At 61.8% G+C, this 15,606-nt stretch carries 23 protein-coding genes; all 23 read left to right on the top strand.

The annotated features are described in order from the left end of the window. Positions 1-83 precede the first annotated feature (83 nt). The 23 genes from rplN to O7A70_RS12190 all read left to right on the top strand — a co-directional run bounded on the left by rplN (position 84) and on the right by O7A70_RS12190 (position 15,554). Positions 84-452 (top strand): 50S ribosomal protein L14, encoded by a 369-nt coding sequence (gene rplN / locus O7A70_RS12300; protein ID WP_006205457.1) that lies wholly within the window; start codon positions 84-86, stop codon positions 450-452. 12 nt (positions 453-464) lie between these two features. After that, positions 465-779: a 50S ribosomal protein L24 gene (rplX, locus tag O7A70_RS12295; protein ID WP_006205456.1), complete on the top strand. Its 315-nt coding sequence runs from the start codon at positions 465-467 to the stop codon at positions 777-779. Then, a complete protein-coding gene (gene rplE, locus O7A70_RS12290) occupies positions 772-1,350 on the top strand; it encodes a 50S ribosomal protein L5 (RefSeq protein WP_032935916.1) in 579 nt (192 codons plus the stop codon). Before rplX ends, rplE begins: the two co-directional genes overlap by 8 nt. Positions 1,351-1,377: 27 nt before the next feature. Next, entirely contained in the window at positions 1,378-1,683 is a 306-nt protein-coding gene (gene rpsN / locus O7A70_RS12285; protein ID WP_010909282.1) for a 30S ribosomal protein S14, read from the top strand. A 12-nt stretch (positions 1,684-1,695) separates the two neighbouring features. After that, complete coding sequence (gene rpsH, locus O7A70_RS12280; protein ID WP_006205453.1) at positions 1,696-2,094, top strand: 30S ribosomal protein S8; 399 nt, start codon at positions 1,696-1,698, stop codon at positions 2,092-2,094. Positions 2,095-2,182: 88 nt separating this feature from the next. Next, positions 2,183-2,716, top strand: a complete 534-nt coding sequence (gene rplF, locus O7A70_RS12275) for a 50S ribosomal protein L6 (protein WP_013895694.1) — start codon at positions 2,183-2,185, stop codon at positions 2,714-2,716. A 138-nt stretch (positions 2,717-2,854) separates the two neighbouring features. Further along, on the top strand, positions 2,855-3,214 hold the full coding sequence (rplR, locus tag O7A70_RS12270) for a 50S ribosomal protein L18 (RefSeq protein ID WP_149907592.1): 360 nt from the start codon (positions 2,855-2,857) through the stop codon (positions 3,212-3,214). 128 nt (positions 3,215-3,342) lie between these two features. Next, positions 3,343-3,906 (top strand): 30S ribosomal protein S5, encoded by a 564-nt coding sequence (rpsE, locus tag O7A70_RS12265; RefSeq protein ID WP_032933400.1) that lies wholly within the window; start codon positions 3,343-3,345, stop codon positions 3,904-3,906. Between the two features lie 24 nt (positions 3,907-3,930). Further along, positions 3,931-4,128, top strand: coding sequence for a 50S ribosomal protein L30 (gene rpmD, locus O7A70_RS12260; protein ID WP_006205449.1), 198 nt, complete (start codon positions 3,931-3,933; stop codon positions 4,126-4,128). A gap of 22 nt (positions 4,129-4,150) precedes the next feature. Further along, entirely contained in the window at positions 4,151-4,624 is a 474-nt protein-coding gene (gene rplO, locus O7A70_RS12255) for a 50S ribosomal protein L15 (RefSeq protein ID WP_337140600.1), read from the top strand. A 193-nt stretch (positions 4,625-4,817) separates the two neighbouring features. After that, positions 4,818-6,158: a preprotein translocase subunit SecY gene (gene secY / locus O7A70_RS12250; protein ID WP_337140598.1), complete on the top strand. Its 1,341-nt coding sequence runs from the start codon at positions 4,818-4,820 to the stop codon at positions 6,156-6,158. After that, entirely contained in the window at positions 6,155-6,751 is a 597-nt protein-coding gene (locus tag O7A70_RS12245; protein ID WP_027145579.1) for an adenylate kinase, read from the top strand. The genes secY and O7A70_RS12245 overlap by 4 nt, the downstream gene beginning before the upstream one ends. A gap of 216 nt (positions 6,752-6,967) precedes the next feature. Next, positions 6,968-7,336: a 30S ribosomal protein S13 gene (rpsM, locus tag O7A70_RS12240; RefSeq protein ID WP_006205445.1), complete on the top strand. Its 369-nt coding sequence runs from the start codon at positions 6,968-6,970 to the stop codon at positions 7,334-7,336. 141 nt (positions 7,337-7,477) lie between these two features. Continuing rightward, the gene (gene rpsK / locus O7A70_RS12235) at positions 7,478-7,867 is read left to right on the top strand and encodes a 30S ribosomal protein S11 (protein ID WP_006205444.1); all 390 of its coding nucleotides are present in this window, start codon (positions 7,478-7,480) and stop codon (positions 7,865-7,867) included. A 102-nt stretch (positions 7,868-7,969) separates the two neighbouring features. Continuing rightward, on the top strand, positions 7,970-8,980 hold the full coding sequence (locus O7A70_RS12230; RefSeq protein ID WP_006205443.1) for a DNA-directed RNA polymerase subunit alpha: 1,011 nt from the start codon (positions 7,970-7,972) through the stop codon (positions 8,978-8,980). Positions 8,981-9,084: 104 nt separating this feature from the next. Next, positions 9,085-9,513 carry a 50S ribosomal protein L17 gene (gene rplQ, locus O7A70_RS12225; RefSeq protein WP_337140597.1) on the top strand — a complete coding sequence of 143 codons (429 nt, stop codon included), beginning with the start codon at positions 9,085-9,087 and terminating at the stop codon, positions 9,511-9,513. A gap of 177 nt (positions 9,514-9,690) precedes the next feature. Continuing rightward, positions 9,691-11,184: a DegQ family serine endoprotease gene (locus O7A70_RS12220; protein WP_337140596.1), complete on the top strand. Its 1,494-nt coding sequence runs from the start codon at positions 9,691-9,693 to the stop codon at positions 11,182-11,184. Positions 11,185-11,328: 144 nt separating this feature from the next. After that, positions 11,329-12,636, top strand: coding sequence for a replication-associated recombination protein A (locus O7A70_RS12215; protein WP_224614514.1), 1,308 nt, complete (start codon positions 11,329-11,331; stop codon positions 12,634-12,636). Positions 12,637-12,641: 5 nt separating this feature from the next. Beyond that, positions 12,642-13,319: a DUF930 domain-containing protein gene (locus tag O7A70_RS12210; protein WP_337140595.1), complete on the top strand. Its 678-nt coding sequence runs from the start codon at positions 12,642-12,644 to the stop codon at positions 13,317-13,319. 156 nt (positions 13,320-13,475) lie between these two features. Continuing rightward, a complete protein-coding gene (locus O7A70_RS12205) occupies positions 13,476-14,306 on the top strand; it encodes an aspartyl/asparaginyl beta-hydroxylase domain-containing protein (RefSeq protein WP_337140594.1) in 831 nt (276 codons plus the stop codon). Between the two features lie 32 nt (positions 14,307-14,338). Next, positions 14,339-14,722 carry a fluoride efflux transporter CrcB gene (gene crcB / locus O7A70_RS12200; protein WP_337107156.1) on the top strand — a complete coding sequence of 128 codons (384 nt, stop codon included), beginning with the start codon at positions 14,339-14,341 and terminating at the stop codon, positions 14,720-14,722. Positions 14,723-14,847: 125 nt separating this feature from the next. After that, positions 14,848-15,219 carry a fluoride efflux transporter CrcB gene (crcB, locus tag O7A70_RS12195; RefSeq protein ID WP_442920995.1) on the top strand — a complete coding sequence of 124 codons (372 nt, stop codon included), beginning with the start codon at positions 14,848-14,850 and terminating at the stop codon, positions 15,217-15,219. Further along, on the top strand, positions 15,216-15,554 hold the full coding sequence (locus tag O7A70_RS12190; protein ID WP_337140593.1) for a DUF190 domain-containing protein: 339 nt from the start codon (positions 15,216-15,218) through the stop codon (positions 15,552-15,554). Before crcB (O7A70_RS12195) ends, O7A70_RS12190 begins: the two co-directional genes overlap by 4 nt. The last annotated feature ends 52 nt before the right edge of the window (positions 15,555-15,606 follow it).

Below are 15,606 nucleotides of genomic sequence, written 5' to 3'. Positions count from 1 at the left end.
CTCCGGGCGTAAACAACGAATTTTGGACAGACCGGGGAGGGGCTTCGAGCCCGTCCCGTTAGAAAAGAAGAAGGCGGCCAGTCATGATTCAGATGCAAACAAACCTCGACGTGGCGGATAATTCCGGCGCGCGTCGTGTCATGTGCATCAAGGTGCTGGGCGGCTCGAAGCGGAAATACGCTTCCGTGGGCGACATCATCGTGGTGTCGATCAAGGAAGCCATTCCGCGCGGCCGCGTTAAGAAGGGCGATGTGATGAAGGCGGTCGTGGTTCGCACGGCCAAGGACATCCGCCGCCCGGACGGCAGCGTGATCCGTTTCGACAAGAACGCGGCCGTTCTCGTCGACAACAAGAAAGAGCCGATCGGCACGCGTATCTTCGGACCGGTTCCGCGCGAACTCCGCGCCAAGAACCACATGAAGATCATCTCGCTCGCGCCTGAAGTGCTGTAAGGAGCCGGACCAATGCAAAAGATTAGAAAAGGCGACAAGGTCGTCGTGCTGGCCGGCAAGGACAAGGGCCGTTCGGGCGAAGTCCTCTCGGTTCAGCCGAAGGATGACACCGCACTGGTGCGCGGCGTCAACATGATCCGTCGTCACCAGAAGCAGTCCCAGTCCCAAGAGGGCGGGATCATCACCAAGGAAGCGCCGATCCAGCTGTCGAACATCGCGCTGGCCGATCCGAAGGATGGCAAGCCGACCCGCGTCGGTTTCATCTTCCAGAAGGACGGCAAGAAGGTGCGCGTCGCCAAGCGCTCGGGAGAAGTCATCAATGGCTAAGGCTCAAACCAAGCAGGCGACTGCCAACAACACGCCGCGCCTCAAGCAGGTCTACAACGAGACCATCCGCAAGGCGCTGCAGGAGCAATTCGGCTACGACAACGAGATGCAGGTTCCGCGCATCGACAAGATCGTGCTGAACATGGGTGTGGGCGAAGCGACCGCCGATTCGAAGAAGCCTTCGGTCGCGGCCGAGGACCTGGCGATGATCGCCGGCCAGAAGGCCGTCGTGACCCGCGCCCGCAATTCGATCGCGGGCTTCAAGGTTCGCGAGAAGATGCCGATCGGCGCCAAGGTCACGCTGCGCAAGGAACGCATGTACGAGTTCCTCGATCGCCTCGTGAACATTGCGCTGCCGCGCGTCCGCGACTTCCGCGGATTGAATCCGAAGAGCTTCGATGGCCGTGGCAACTACGCCATGGGCATCAAGGAACACATCGTGTTCCCGGAGATCAACTACGACAAGGTTGATCAGATCTGGGGCATGGACGTCATCGTTTGTACGACTGCGAAGACGGACGACGAAGCCAGGGCTTTGCTCAAGGCTTTCAACTTCCCCTTCCGCCAGTAACGGCAGCGAGAAAAGGAAAAATCTGAAATGGCAAAGACCAGCTCAGTCGAGAAGAACAACAGGCGCCGCAAGCTTGCAGACCAGTACGGTCCCAAGCGCGCCGCGCTGAAGGCGATCATCATGGATCAGTCCAAGCCGATGGAAGAGCGCTTCCGCGCTCAGCTGAAGCTTGCTGCCCTGCCGCGCAACTCGGCCAAGATCCGCATCCGCAACCGCTGCGAAGTCACCGGCCGTCCGCGTGCCTACTATCGCAAGCTCAAAGTATCGCGCATCGCGCTTCGGGATCTCGGCAATAACGGCCAGATCCCGGGCCTGGTCAAGTCGAGCTGGTAAGGAGGACATAACATGTCATTGAGCGATCCTCTCGGCGATATGCTGACCCGCATCCGCAACGCCTATGGCCGCAAGAAGTCGAGTGTCTCGACGCCGGCCTCGCGTCTGCGCACCCGCGTCCTCGACGTGCTGAAGGCTGAAGGCTACATCCGCGATTATAGCCAGACCGACTTCGACAACGGCAAGTCCGAGATCGAAATCGAACTGAAGTATTTCGACGGTGCTCCGGTCGTGCGCGAAATCGCCCGCGTTTCGAAGCCTGGCCGCCGCGTTTACGTTTCGGCCAAGTCGATCCCGCACGTCGCCAACGGCCTCGGCATCGCCATCCTTTCGACACCGAAGGGCGTGATGGCCGACCACGAAGCACGCGAGCAGAACGTCGGCGGCGAGATCCTCTGCCAGATCTTCTGATCTGGCAGCTCACCGCGAATTGGAATCCGGTCTTCGGATCGTTCCGAAGACAGAGACCTGAAACAAGAGAAGTGACGAGGACAACAAAATGTCTCGTATTGGAAAGAAACCCGTTTCGCTGCCGCAGGGCGTGACCGCGACCGTCAACGGCCAGACCGTGACGGCGAAGGGCCCCAAGGGCGAGCTGAAGTTCGTGGTGAACGACGAAGTGCTGGTCAAGATGGAAGGCAGCGAGATCGCTGTCCAGCCGCGCGACCAGACCAAGACAGCTCGCTCCAAGTGGGGCATGTCGCGCACGCAGATCGTCAACATCCTGCAGGGTGTCAAGGACGGCTTCGAGAAGAAGCTCGAGATCACCGGCGTCGGCTATCGCGCTGCCTTGCAGGGTAAGAACCTGCAGTTGGCTCTTGGCTTCAGCCATGATGTCGTCTACGAGACGCCGGCCGGCATCACGATCACCGTGCCGAAGCCGACCGAAATCACCGTGGCCGGCATCGACAAGCAGCAGGTCGGCCAGGTTGCCGCGGAAATCCGCGAATACCGCGGTCCTGAGCCTTACAAGGGCAAGGGTGTCCGTTACGCCGGCGAGAAGATCGTCCGCAAGGAAGGCAAGAAGAAGTAGTCTGCTTGGCCCTGAAAAGTTGCAGACTTTTCGGACAGGGCCAAGCCACGGAAGTGTAACGCCGCGGGGAGCGGTCGCGGGAGGCGCTTCGCCTGCCGCATATGGCGGCCCCCGTTTTTTGAAGGCAAGGAAGACATCATGGGTACCAAGGAAGCCATCCAGCGCCGTGCGCAACGCGTCCGCCGCCAGATCAAGAAAGTCGCCGGCGAGCGTCCGCGCCTTTCTGTGCACCGCACATCGAAGAACATCTACGTCCAGGTGATCGACGACGCCAAGGGGCACACTATCGCTGCCGCCTCGACGCTTGAGAAGGACCTCAAGGGTTCGCTCAAGACCGGCGCCGACACCGCCGCCGCCGCCGCGATCGGCAAGCTGATCGCCGAGCGCGCCACCAAGGCAGGCGTCAAGGAAGTCGTCTTCGACCGCGGCCCGTACATCTATCACGGCCGCGTCAAGGCGCTGGCCGAGGCTGCCCGCGAAGGCGGTCTCAGCTTCTAATGCATGATCCCGAAAAGTTGCAGACTTTTCGGACAAGATCATGCAAAGGAGAAGTTCACCGCTGATGACCCAAAAGCGGCATCAGCAATCAGCAACCCGTGCTTCCGGAAAAGAACAAGGAACAGGATATGGCACAGGAACGTAGGGAAGGCGGCCGCGGCCGCGAGCGTGAAGAACGCGATGACGGCATGGTGGACAAGCTCGTCCACATCAATCGCGTCGCCAAGGTCGTCAAGGGTGGCCGCCGCTTCGGCTTCGCCGCACTCGTCGTCGTCGGCGACCAGAAGGGCCGCGTCGGCTTCGGTCACGGCAAGGCGCGCGAAGTGCCGGAAGCCATCCGCAAGGCAACCGAATCGGCCAAGCGCGACATGATCTTCGTGCCGCTGCGCTCGGGCCGCACGCTGCATCACGACGTCGAAGGACGCTGGGGTGCGGGGCGCGTGCTGCTGCGCGCCGCCAAGCAGGGTACCGGCATCATCGCCGGCGGCCCGATGCGCGCCGTCTTCGAGACGCTCGGCATGCATGACGTGGTTGCCAAGTCGATGGGTTCGTCGAACCCCTACAACATGGTTCGCGCCACCTTCGACGCGCTGAAGAGCCAGATGCATCCCAAGGATGTGGCTGCGGCGCGCGGCATCAAGTATTCGACCCTTCAGGCCCGCCGCGGCACCGCCGTTGCGGCTGAAGAATAGTCGATCTGACCAGGGATTTTGACCATGGCCAAGAAAGCAACCAAAACCATCACCGTTGAGCAGATCGGCTCGCCGATCCGCCGTCCGAAGGAACAGCGCGCGACGCTGGTCGGCCTCGGCCTCAACAAGATGCACAAGCAGCGCACGCTGGAGGATACGCCCTCCGTGCGCGGCATGATCGCTGCCGTCCAGCATCTCGTCCGCGTCGTGGACGAGGGCTGAGCCAAAGCGCAGGAGAAGCAAGATGAAACTCAACGATCTGCGTGACAAGGACGGCGCGACGCACTCCAAGAAGCGTCTCGGCCGTGGCATCGGCTCAGGTTCCGGCAAGACCGCCGGTCGCGGCGTCAAGGGCCAGAAGGCGCGCTCCGGCGTTGCCGTCAACGGCTTCGAGGGTGGCCAGATGCCGCTCTACCGGCGCCTGCCGAAGCGTGGCTTCAACAACATCTTCGCCAAGAGCTTCGTTGTCGTCTCGCTGGCCCGCATCCAGGAAGCCGTCGATGCCAAGAGGCTTGACGTCAAGGCAACCGTGACGGCCGAAACGCTTGTCGCCGCCGGCGTCATCCGTCGCGTCAAGGATGGCGTGCGCGTGCTGTCCGACGGCGAACTCAAGGCCAAGCTTGCCTTCGACGTCGCCGGCGCCTCCAAGGCCGCGATCGAGAAGATCGAAAAGGCCGGTGGTTCGGTCAAGCTGCCGGAAAAGGCAGCTGCCGAGTAACGGCAATTTGAAGTGCGGTCGGCAAGAGTGGCATTCGTTTTTGCTTTCGATCGCGCTTTGATCTGCTCAATTTAGCGGCCGCGTCAACGCGGCCGCTTGCATGTTTACAGCCCGGAGCTTATCTCGTGAGCTTCGGTGAAACGCACCGCCTGACCCCACGGGCCATCAAGCGTTACCAAGCGGAGAATCAGGCATGGCTTCGGCTGCTGAACAACTAGCCTCGAATCTGAATTTCTCGGCCTTTGCCAAGGCGGAGGACCTGAAGAAGCGCATCTGGTTCACCATCGGCGCGTTGCTCGTCTATCGCCTCGGCACCTACATCCCGCTTCCCGGCATCAATCCCGACGCCTTCGCCCAGGCCTTCTCCTCGCAGAGCAAGGGCGTGCTCGGCATGTTCAACATGTTCGCCGGCGGTGCCGTGCAGCGCATGGCGATCTTCGCGCTCGGCATCATGCCCTATATCTCCGCCTCCATCATCATGCAGCTGATGACCTCTGTCATTCCCTCGCTGGAAGGGCTGAAGAAGGAAGGCGAGCAGGGCCGCAAGGTCATCAACCAGTACACGCGCTACGGCACCGTGCTCCTGGCGCTGGTGCAGGCCTACGGCATTTCGGTCGGGCTTGAGAACGGCAACGGCATCGTCAGCGATCCCGGCATGTTCTTCCGCATCTCCACCGTCGTCACGCTGGTCGGCGGTACCATGTTCCTGATGTGGCTCGGCGAGCAGATCACCGCACGCGGCATCGGCAACGGCATTTCGCTGATCATCTTCTCCGGCATCGTCGCCGGCCTGCCGCACGCCATTTCCGGCACGCTGGAACTTGGCCGCACCGGCGCGCTGTCGACCGGCCTGATCCTGGCGATCATCGTGCTGGCCATCGTCGTCATCGCGCTCATCGTCTTCTTCGAGCGCGCCCAGCGCCGCCTGCTGATCCAGTATCCGAAGCGCCAGGTCGGCAACCGCATGTTCCAGGGCGATACCTCGCACCTGCCGCTCAAGCTCAACACGTCGGGCGTCATCCCGCCGATCTTCGCGTCGTCGCTGCTCCTGCTGCCGGCCACCGTCGCCGGCTTCTCGCAGACGACCAACATGCCGGCCTGGGCGAGCACCATCCTGGCCTCGCTCGGCCACGGCCAGCCGCTCTACATGGCATTCTATGCGGCGATGATCGTGTTCTTCGCCTTCTTCTACACTGCGATTGTCTTCAATCCGAAGGACACCGCCGACCAGCTCAAGAAGCATTCGGGCTTCATCCCGGGCTACCGCCCGGGTGAGCGCACCGCCGACTACATCGATTACGTTCTCACCCGCATCACCGTCGTCGGCGCCATCTACCTGGTGCTGGTGTGCCTGCTGCCGGAGTTCCTGATCTCGGCGACTGGCGTACCATTCTACCTTGGTGGCACATCGCTTCTGATCGTGGTCAGTGTCACGCTCGATACGGTTGCGCAGATTCAGGGTCACCTGATCGCGCACCAGTATGAAGGGCTGATCAAGAAGTCGAAGCTGCGCGGGGGGAAGAAAGCCAGATGAGGTTGATTTTGCTTGGGCCGCCGGGGGCGGGCAAGGGGACACAAGCACAAAGATTGGTAGAAAAACACGGCATACCCCAGCTCTCGACGGGTGACATGCTGCGTGCCGCCGTCCAGGCGGGTACCGAGGTCGGCAAGCGCGCCAAGGCGGTGATGGATGCCGGCGAGCTGGTCTCGGACACCATCGTCAACGCCATCGTCGCTGAGCGTATCGATCAGGCCGACTGCGCCAGGGGTTTCATCCTCGATGGTTATCCGCGTACGCTGGTGCAGGCCGATGCGGTTGAATCGATGCTCCTGGAGCGCGGCATTGGTCTCGATACGGTCATCGAACTTGTCGTCGACGACAGGGCCTTGGTCGGTCGGATCGTCAAGCGCGCCGATGATGCCAAGGCGGCTGGCCAGCCAGTGCGCAAGGACGACAATCCCGCTGTGTTCGAAGAGCGCCTGCGGGAGTACTACAAGAAAACCGCTCCGCTGACCGGCTACTATTACGCCAAGGGCAAGCTCAAGACCGTGGACGGCATGGCCAGTATCGACGCGGTGACCGCGGAGATCGAAGCCGTGGTCGTGGCGGCCGCGAAGGCGCGGTAAGGGAATTTAAAGATTAAGCTTGACGGAGGAGGCTCGCTGCGGTATGGCGGCCCGTCTTCCTATCAGGTGCGCACTTTGCTTGTCCGCAAGGGCAAGGCAGTCGCTTTGAACTGGAAACTCCCGCAAGGGCCGGCCTCCACCGGACGCGGGGCAATGTGGATAGCGCCGGATCTGCCTTTTTGAGGGTTGGCTGGCCGATATGGAGAAGAGAAGAACATGGCTCGTATAGCCGGCGTCAACATTCCGACCAACAAGCGCGTCGTCATCGCGCTTCAGTACATTCACGGCATTGGCAAGAAGTTCGCCCAGGAGATCGTCGACAAGGTCGGCATCCCGGCCGAGCGCCGCGTCAACCAGCTGACCGACGCGGAAGTGCTGCAGATCCGCGAGACCATCGACCGCGATTACCAGGTCGAAGGCGACCTGCGCCGCGAAGTGTCGATGAACATCAAGCGTCTGATGGATCTCGGCTGCTACCGCGGCCTGCGTCACCGCCGCTCGCTGCCGGTTCGCGGTCAGCGCACGCACACCAATGCACGTACCCGCAAGGGCCCGGCCAAGTCGATCGCCGGCAAGAAGAAGTAATTGGGAGTGAGTAGCTGTTAGTGAGTAGTGAGAACCGGCGTTAACGCCTGCACCTCGTCATTACTCACCAATTCACTATTCACTTTTCCAGGTGGAGCCGCTGGCATTACGGCGGTGTAGAGATCAACTGAAAGGACTACCATGGCCAAGGAAGCCGCACGTGTTCGCCGCCGCGAACGCAAGAACATCTCGTCGGGCGTTGCCCACGTCAATTCGACCTTCAACAACACGATGATCACCATCACCGACGCGCAGGGCAATTCGATCGCCTGGTCGTCGGCCGGTGCCCAGGGCTTCAAGGGTTCGCGCAAGTCGACCCCGTTCGCCGCCCAGATGGCTGCCGAGGACGTTGCCAAGAAGGCCCAGGAACACGGCATGCGCATGCTCGAAGTCGAGGTCTGCGGACCGGGCTCCGGTCGTGAATCGGCGTTGCGGGCCCTGCAGGCGGCCGGCTTCACCATCACCTCGATCCGTGATGTGACGCCGATCCCGCACAATGGCTGCCGCCCGCGCAAGAAGCGCCGCGTCTAAGCAATTTATCGAACGCCGCGTGAGCGCCCAGGGCGCTCCTCCGCGGTATTCCAGGTCGCCCGCCACGATTGGATGGTGGCGGGTCAACGGAAGGAAAGCATCATGATCCAGAAAAATTGGCAGGAACTGATCAAGCCGAACAAGATCGAGTTCTCGTCGAAGAAGAAGACGCTGACCACGCTGGTCGCCGAGCCGCTCGAACGCGGCTTTGGCCTGACGCTCGGCAACGCGCTGCGCCGCGTGCTCCTGTCTTCGCTGCGCGGTGCGGCTGTCACCGCCGTGCAGATCGACGGTGTTCTGCATGAATTCTCGTCCATCGCCGGCGTGCGCGAGGACGTGACCGACATCGTCTTGAATATCAAGGAAATCGCCATCCGCATGGAAGGCGATGGCCCCAAGCGCATGGTCGTGCGCAAGCAGGGCCCGGGCGCGGTTCTGGCCGGCGACATCCAGACGGTTGGCGACGTCGAGATCCTCAACCCCGACCACGTCATCTGCACGCTGGACGAAGGCGCTGAAATCCGCATGGAATTCACCGTCGACACGGGCAAGGGCTATGTGCCTGCGGAGCGCAACCGCGCCGAAGACGCGCCGATCGGCCTGATCCCGGTCGATAGTTTGTATTCGCCGGTCAAGAAGGTCTCCTACAAGGTCGAGAACACCCGCGAGGGCCAGGTTCTCGACTATGACAAGCTGACCATGACCATCGAGACCGACGGTTCGATCTCGGGCGAGGATGCGGTGGCTTTCGCAGCCCGCATCCTGCAGGACCAGCTTGGCCTGTTCGTCAACTTCGACGAGCCGCAGAAGGAAGTCGCCGCGGAAGCCGTCACCGAGCTCGCCTTCAATCCGGCGCTGCTCAAGAAGGTCGACGAACTCGAGCTTTCGGTGCGTTCGGCCAACTGCCTGAAGAACGACAACATCGTCTACATCGGCGATCTCATCCAGAAGACCGAAGCCGAGATGCTGCGCACCCCGAACTTCGGCCGCAAGTCGCTGAACGAGATCAAGGAAGTTCTGGCGGCGATGGGCCTGCACCTCGGTATGGAAGTGCCGGACTGGCCGCCGGAAAACATCGAAGACCTCGCAAAGCGTTACGAAGACCAATATTGAGCATGAACTCCAAGGATCGGCGGCGTGAGCCGCTCGATCCGACGGTCGTGCGGAAAACCATCAGAGGCCGTGGCCTCTTGAACAACTGAAGAAGGAAAAGAGCCATGCGCCACGGTTTCAAAGGCCGCCGCTTCGCCCGCAGCATAAGCCACCGGAAGTCGATGTTCGCCAATCTGGCGGTGTCGCTGCTCGAGCACGAGCAGATCGTCACCACCTTGCCGAAGGCGAAGGACCTGCGTCCCATCGTCGAGAAGCTGGTGACGCTCGGCAAGCGCGGCGACCTGCACGCCCGCCGCCAGGTGATCGCGCAGATCGGCAATGAAGGCGTCGTCAAGCGCCTGTTCGATACCATCGCCCCGCGCTACGCCACCCGCAACGGCGGCTATTTGCGCATCATGAAGGCCGGCTTCCGTCATGGCGACAATGCCGCGATGGCGGTCATCGAGTTCGTCGACCGCGACACCTCGGCCAAGGGCGCCGGCGACCGCGCCCGCCTCGAGGCGGAAGGCTCGGACGAAGCCGCAGCCGCATAAGGTTTCGTCCTTCCAGATTGATTTAAAGGGGCCTGCGGGCCCCTTTTTCATATTCCGCGCGCAAAGGCGCAGCCAAAAATATTGATTGCCGCGAAAATAATCGGATTTCAGCGGCTTAGCCTTTCATTTTGCACATTCGTCGGGACAATGCGCCCGAACTCGCTTGGAGGATTCGCAATGCGCGCCAAAAAACTGTCCCTTGTTCTGCTCTGCGCCTTCATGGTGTTCGCAGCGGCACCGGCAGTCCGGCAGGCGCTGGCCGAGGACGCCGCCAAGCCAGCCGATCCGGGGCTCTCCGATGTGCTGACCGACTTGTTGCATGGCGTCGAAGGCGAGAATGCCACTTCCGGCCCGGACAAGCGCGTGCCGTTCGGCCGCGAGGAGGTCCAGCTTTCCTTCGCGCCGCTGGTCAAGCAGACGGCGCCGGCGGTGGTCAATGTCTATGCCTCGCAGACGGCCAAGGTGACCTCGCCTTTCGAAGGCGATCCCTTCTTCGAGGAGTTTTTCGGCCGCGCCCAGCCGCGTGCGCAGTCTTCGCTGGGCTCGGGCGTGCTGGTCGATCCGAGCGGTGTCATCGTCACCAACTTCCATGTCATCAAGGACGCCGACGAGGTCAAGGTGGCGACCGCCGACGGCCGTGAATTCACCAGCAAGGTGATGCTCAAGGACGAGACGCTCGATCTGGCCGTGCTCAAGATCGAGTCCGACAAGCCGTTCCCGGTCATCGCCATCGGCGATTCCGACGCGCTCGAGGTCGGCGACCTGGTGCTGGCCATCGGCAATCCCTTCGGCGTCGGCCAGACCACCACCAGCGGTATCGTTTCCGCCCTTGCTCGCAGCCATATAGGCGTTTCGGACTCTGGCTATTTCATCCAGACCGATGCCGCCATCAATCCGGGCAATTCCGGCGGTGCGCTGATCAATATGGGCGGCCAGCTTGTCGGCATCAATACCGCCATCTACAGCCGCAGCGGCGGCTCGATCGGTATCGGTTTTGCCATTCCCGCCAACATGGTGCGGGCTTTCGCCGATGCCGCCAAGGCCGGCCTCGATTTCTTCGAACGGCCCTATATCGGCGCCGAATTCGAAGCGGTGACGCCGCAGATCGCCGAATCACTCGGCATGGAAAAGCCAATTGGGGCGCTGGTCTCCTCGGTCGACGCGACGGGTCCCGCCGGCAAGGCAGGGCTGAAGCCGGGCGATGTCGTGCTGCAGATCAACGGCAAGCCGGTCGAGAGCATCGAGGCGCTGGACTATCGCATGGCGACCCTGTCGATCGGTGCCAAGGCGAATTTCGCGATCCTGACCAAGGGCCAGCAGGCGGCGATGGATATCGCGCTGGAGCGCGCGCCGGAGGGTGCAAAAGCCTCGGAAGTGACGCTGCATGGCCGTAGCCCGTTCTCGGGCGCCAAGGTCTCGGAACTGTCGCCGCGGCTGGCCCAGAAGCTCGGCCTGCGCACCGATCTCAAGGGCGTGACCGTGATCGACATCAACCGTGATTCGCCGGCCGCCGATTTCGGCTTCCAGCTTGGCGACATCGTGCGCGAGGTCAACGGCACCAGCATCGACACCGCCGCAATGTTGGCGCAGGTAGCCCAGCAGGATACGCGCTGGTGGCGCTTTACCGTCGAGCGCGGTGGGCAGATACTGCGCCAGGTGTTGCGTTACTGAGTTCGACCCCTGATGGGATTGCGCTCCAAACTTAAAGCAGATCGGCGTTTTGCCGAAACGCCGATCCGCTCTATCTCCTTGTTTTGACGTAATTCCGGACGGAAAAGGCTTCACGCTTTTCCTGGAATTGCTCTGAGGAAGTGCATGGCCGATCTGTTCAGCGTCGACGAACCGGAAAAGGTGCCGCCCGGGCGGCCGCTGGCCGACAGGTTGCGTCCGAAGAACCTTGGCGAGGTCGTCGGCCAGGAGCATTTGACGGGCCCCGATGGCGCGCTGACCCGGCTGATCGGCTCCGGTTCGCTGGGCTCGATGATCTTCTGGGGGCCGCCCGGCACCGGCAAGACCACGGTGGCAAGGCTGCTTGCCGGCGAGACCAGTCTTGCCTTCGAGCAGATATCGGCCGTCTTTTCCGGCGTCGCCGATCTGAAGAAAGTGTTCGAGGCGGCCAAGCTGCGCCGCGCCAACGGCCGCCAAACCCTGCTTTTCGTTGACGAGATCCACCGCTTCAACCGTGCCCAGCAGGATTCTTTTCTCCCCGTCATGGAGGATGGAACGGTCGTCCTGGTCGGCGCCACGACTGAAAACCCGTCCTTCGAACTCAACGCGGCCTTGTTATCGCGCGCGCGGGTCATGGTCTTCCATTCGCTCGGCGAAGACAGCATCGCCAAGCTGATGACGCGGGCGGAGGAGACCGAGGGCAGGGCGCTGCCGCTCGATGACGAGGCGCGGGCGATGCTCATCCGCATGAGCGATGGCGACGGGCGCGCATCGCTGACGCTGGCCGAGGAAGTCTGGCGTGCCGCCAAGCCTGGCGAGATATTCGATCCCGAAGGGCTGCAGCGCATCGTCCAGCGCCGTGCGCCGATCTACGACAAAGGCCAGGACGGCCATTACAACCTGATCTCGGCGCTGCACAAGTCGGTGCGCGGCTCGGATCCGGATGCCGCACTCTACTATCTCGCGCGCATGTTCGATGCCGGCGAGGATCCGCTCTATCTCGGCCGCCGGCTGGTGCGCATGGCGATGGAGGACATCGGGCTGGCCGATCCGCAGGCACTGGTCGTCGCCAACGCCGCCAAGGATGCCTATGACTATCTCGGCTCTCCGGAGGGCGAACTCGCTTTCGCCGAGGCCACCGTCTATCTCGCCACGGCGCCTAAATCCAACGCCGTCTATACGGCCTTCAAGGCAGCCACGCGGGCCGCGAAGGAACATGGCTCACTGCTGCCGCCCAAGCACATCCTCAACGCGCCGACCAAGCTGATGAAAGAGGAGGACTACGGCGCCGGCTATCGTTACGACCATGATGAGCCGGACGCCTTTTCAGGCCAGGACTATTTTCCCGAAAAGATGGGTCGACAGACCTTTTACGATCCGCCCGAGCGTGGTTTCGAGCGCGATATCAGAAAGCGGCTCGACTACTGGGCAAAGCTGCGCAAAGAGCGGGAATAGCCTGTTTGCGTCGCCCGGTGGTCGTCACGCTTCGGGACGAGGCTTCGCCCTGGGGCATTTCAACTTCGGTCGTCCTTCATACACTGTTCGCCGCGACACTGGCATTGATGCCGTTGCCGAAGCGGCCGAACCGGCTGGAGGAAGAGCGGGTGTCGGTCGACATCCTGACGCCTGAACAGTTCGAGGCATCGGCGAGACCGCCGCCGGCCTCCGCCGCTGCGGCGGTGCCGGAGGCGAGGGCGGCAGAGCCACCGCCTGCTTCGAACCCGCCCAAAACCCAACCGCCCGCCGCGCCTGCCATGATTCGCCCGACGCGGATGCTGTCGGCCAAGACCCTGGCCGATCCGCGCAGCAGGCAGGCGCGCGCCGATCTCAAGACCTTCGCATCCGACGAGCGGATGGTGCAGCTTTGCAATCTGGAGGCCATGGATCAGATCCGCCAATGGCATGCGGATTTCCAGCCGGAGCGGGTGGTGCCCTACGCAACCGCCGAGGAAAAGATAACCGGCACGACGATCGCCGCTGATGGTGCGGCTTTCCGCAGCCGCAAAAACTGGTACAGTCTGAAGTTCAAATGCCAGCTCGCACAGGACGGCGAAAGCGTCATTGGCTTTGAGTTCCTGGTCGGCGATCCCGTGGCCAGGGACAAATGGGACGAGCTTGGCTTGCCGGCGGTGCATTGACAGCCCGGCAGGCTCACCAAGCAGCCAGCCCGGCCGGATACCATGGCCGTTGTGCGGTGACCCAAAAAACCCTATCAAGGCGCACGGTCGGGCGGTGGCCGTTGCCATGATTTGGGCACCTCATTCGCAACAGGATCGCGCATCGCGCGTGGAAAAATGACAAAAACCCTTCGCAAATCACTTCGCAAATTCGCTATTGCCATCCCGATTCTTGCCCTTGGCTTCTATTTCATACCGATCCTGACGACGATCTTCATCGTCTGTGGTCTGATCGATGTGCTGCGCAACGACAGGAAGGATCTGGCGCTGTTCAGCGGCTACTTCCTTGGCAACGGGCTCTTCACCTGGTTGCTCTCACCCTTCAACCTGCTGGTCGATCTTCTATGCTACAGAAATCCGGGCGTGTGGAAGCTGGAGCAGTTTCCCGCCGACTATCAGCGTGAGGTCAACGAGATCCTTGATGTGTTCAAGGCGCGCAAGGACGAGATCATCGCCGACATCGACGCCAATTTCGGCGCCGGCCGGCGCGGCATGTATGTCTACCAGTGGTACGGCAAGCACAGGATAGACAATGTCGAGGAATTCAACAAGGATTTCAAATACATCAAGACGATCGCCGTTTCCGTCTTCAGCAAGCGCGAATCGACCTCCTGGCATTTCGGGCCGCTGCGGCTCAGCCTGCGCATCCTCTACAATCTGATCCCGGTGAAAGCTGAGATTTTCGTCGAATGCGGCAACGTCAAGAACTACTGGTACGACAATCCGCAGTTCATTTTCGACGACACGCTGCTGCATCGCTCGGTCAACGAATATGATGGCCGCCGCTACTGCGTGTTCATGGATATCATTCGCCCGTCCCTGTTCCCTCGCCTGATCGCCGGCATGCTCGCCATCGTCTCGGTGAGCGTCGAGCGCATCAACTCAATGTTCTACAAGAACTGGAAGATGATCGGTTCGACCAAGACCAAGAAGGCTGGAACTGCCTGACAACTTCCTAGTGACCGGCAAGAGGGATCGCGATGTATCTATTGCTTGTTTGTCTCGGCGGCACGCTCGGCGGAATGGCCCGCTTTTTCCTGTCCGGCTTCGTCGCCCGCCGGGTCGGCGAGACTTTTCCCTGGGGGACGATGGTCGTCAACGTCTCGGGAGCCTTTGCGATCGGCGTCATCGCGCATGCGGTGGCGCGCGATGCGATGCCTGCTATTTGGGCCTTTGCCGTTACCGGCTGCCTCGGCTGCTATACCACGGTTTCGTCCTTCAGCCTGCAGACGCTGGCGCTGGCGCGCGAGGGCGAATGGCTACGCGCCGGTGGCAATATGGTGCTTTCGGTCTTTCTGAGCCTTGGCGGCGTGGCGCTGGGCTTTGCCGCGGCAAGTCTTTTGATCGGTGGCGGGACGCTGTGAGCGGTCGGCAGAAGCTCGGCTCCGGCGGGTCGGATCTCGCTGCGGCAGGGTTAGCCACGGGCCGTATTGGCTGGCGCAAAACGAGTGAAACGGTTCGTACCTATGCGACCGTGGCTGCCGGCAGCATGATCGGCGGCGTGTTGCGGGCGCTTGCCTCATTGGCGAGTACCGCGCTGTGGGGCAATGGATTTCCCTTCGGCACGCTCCTCGTGAATATTGTCGGCTCCTTCCTCATCGGTTTCTACGCGACGCTGACGGGCCCCGACGGCCGCGTCTTTGCCAGCCCGCTGCAGCGCCAATTCTTCATGGTCGGCTTCTGCGGAGGCCTGACGACCTTTTCGGCGTTCAGCCTTGAAACCCTCACCCTGGTGCAGAATGGAAGGTATGTGGCGGCGGGGCTCAACATCGCTATCTCCGTGATAGCGTGGCTTGCCGCCGTCTGGCTTGGCCACATCTTTGCAATGCGCCTCAACCGACTGAGAGGATCCGGGCAATGAAGATACCAAGGCAGGCGCAATTGCTGCGCATATTCATCGGCGAGAACGACCGGGCGGATGGCCACCCGCTGTATGAAGCAATCGTGCTCAAGGCCCGCGAAATGCAGATTGCCGGTGCGACCGTCCTGCGCGGCGCGATGGGGTTCGGCCATTCCAGCCGACTCCACACCACGAAAATCCTCCGTCTGTCGGAGGATCTCCCGCTAGTGATCGAGATCGTCGACGGCGAGGAAAAGATAGCTGCTTTCCTACCCGCGCTTGAAACAATCATGATAAGCGGCCTGATCACACTGGAGAAAGTTCAGGTTCTGCAATATGGAACCGAGAACGAGTGACCTGCAATGGATCCGGGCGACGGGTCCAGTGTCTCTCGCGTGTAAGGTTGCG

This window comes from Mesorhizobium sp. Cs1299R1N1 (assembly GCF_037179655.1).
Lineage (GTDB): Bacteria > Pseudomonadota > Alphaproteobacteria > Rhizobiales > Rhizobiaceae > Mesorhizobium > Mesorhizobium salmacidum.
This window is presented reverse-complemented; position numbering and strand designations above follow the sequence as displayed.

Coding starts and splice junctions, on each gene's coding strand:
- rplX (WP_006205456.1), top strand. CDS start 465: ATGCAAAAGATTAGAAAAGGCGACAAGGTCGTCGTGCTGGCCGGCAAG.
- rplN (WP_006205457.1), top strand. CDS start 84: ATGATTCAGATGCAAACAAACCTCGACGTGGCGGATAATTCCGGCGCG.
- O7A70_RS12205 (WP_337140594.1), top strand. CDS start 13,476: ATGACAAAAACCCTTCGCAAATCACTTCGCAAATTCGCTATTGCCATC.
- secY (WP_337140598.1), top strand. CDS start 4,818: ATGGCTTCGGCTGCTGAACAACTAGCCTCGAATCTGAATTTCTCGGCC.
- O7A70_RS12245 (WP_027145579.1), top strand. CDS start 6,155: ATGAGGTTGATTTTGCTTGGGCCGCCGGGGGCGGGCAAGGGGACACAA.
- crcB (WP_337107156.1), top strand. CDS start 14,339: ATGTATCTATTGCTTGTTTGTCTCGGCGGCACGCTCGGCGGAATGGCC.
- O7A70_RS12215 (WP_224614514.1), top strand. CDS start 11,329: ATGGCCGATCTGTTCAGCGTCGACGAACCGGAAAAGGTGCCGCCCGGG.
- rpsM (WP_006205445.1), top strand. CDS start 6,968: ATGGCTCGTATAGCCGGCGTCAACATTCCGACCAACAAGCGCGTCGTC.
- O7A70_RS12230 (WP_006205443.1), top strand. CDS start 7,970: ATGATCCAGAAAAATTGGCAGGAACTGATCAAGCCGAACAAGATCGAG.
- rplF (WP_013895694.1), top strand. CDS start 2,183: ATGTCTCGTATTGGAAAGAAACCCGTTTCGCTGCCGCAGGGCGTGACC.
- rplQ (WP_337140597.1), top strand. CDS start 9,085: ATGCGCCACGGTTTCAAAGGCCGCCGCTTCGCCCGCAGCATAAGCCAC.
- rplR (WP_149907592.1), top strand. CDS start 2,855: ATGGGTACCAAGGAAGCCATCCAGCGCCGTGCGCAACGCGTCCGCCGC.
- O7A70_RS12190 (WP_337140593.1), top strand. CDS start 15,216: ATGAAGATACCAAGGCAGGCGCAATTGCTGCGCATATTCATCGGCGAG.
- rpsH (WP_006205453.1), top strand. CDS start 1,696: ATGTCATTGAGCGATCCTCTCGGCGATATGCTGACCCGCATCCGCAAC.
- crcB (WP_442920995.1), top strand. CDS start 14,848: ATGATCGGCGGCGTGTTGCGGGCGCTTGCCTCATTGGCGAGTACCGCG.
- rpsK (WP_006205444.1), top strand. CDS start 7,478: ATGGCCAAGGAAGCCGCACGTGTTCGCCGCCGCGAACGCAAGAACATC.
- rplO (WP_337140600.1), top strand. CDS start 4,151: ATGAAACTCAACGATCTGCGTGACAAGGACGGCGCGACGCACTCCAAG.
- O7A70_RS12220 (WP_337140596.1), top strand. CDS start 9,691: ATGCGCGCCAAAAAACTGTCCCTTGTTCTGCTCTGCGCCTTCATGGTG.
- rpsN (WP_010909282.1), top strand. CDS start 1,378: ATGGCAAAGACCAGCTCAGTCGAGAAGAACAACAGGCGCCGCAAGCTT.
- rpmD (WP_006205449.1), top strand. CDS start 3,931: ATGGCCAAGAAAGCAACCAAAACCATCACCGTTGAGCAGATCGGCTCG.
- rplE (WP_032935916.1), top strand. CDS start 772: ATGGCTAAGGCTCAAACCAAGCAGGCGACTGCCAACAACACGCCGCGC.
- rpsE (WP_032933400.1), top strand. CDS start 3,343: ATGGCACAGGAACGTAGGGAAGGCGGCCGCGGCCGCGAGCGTGAAGAA.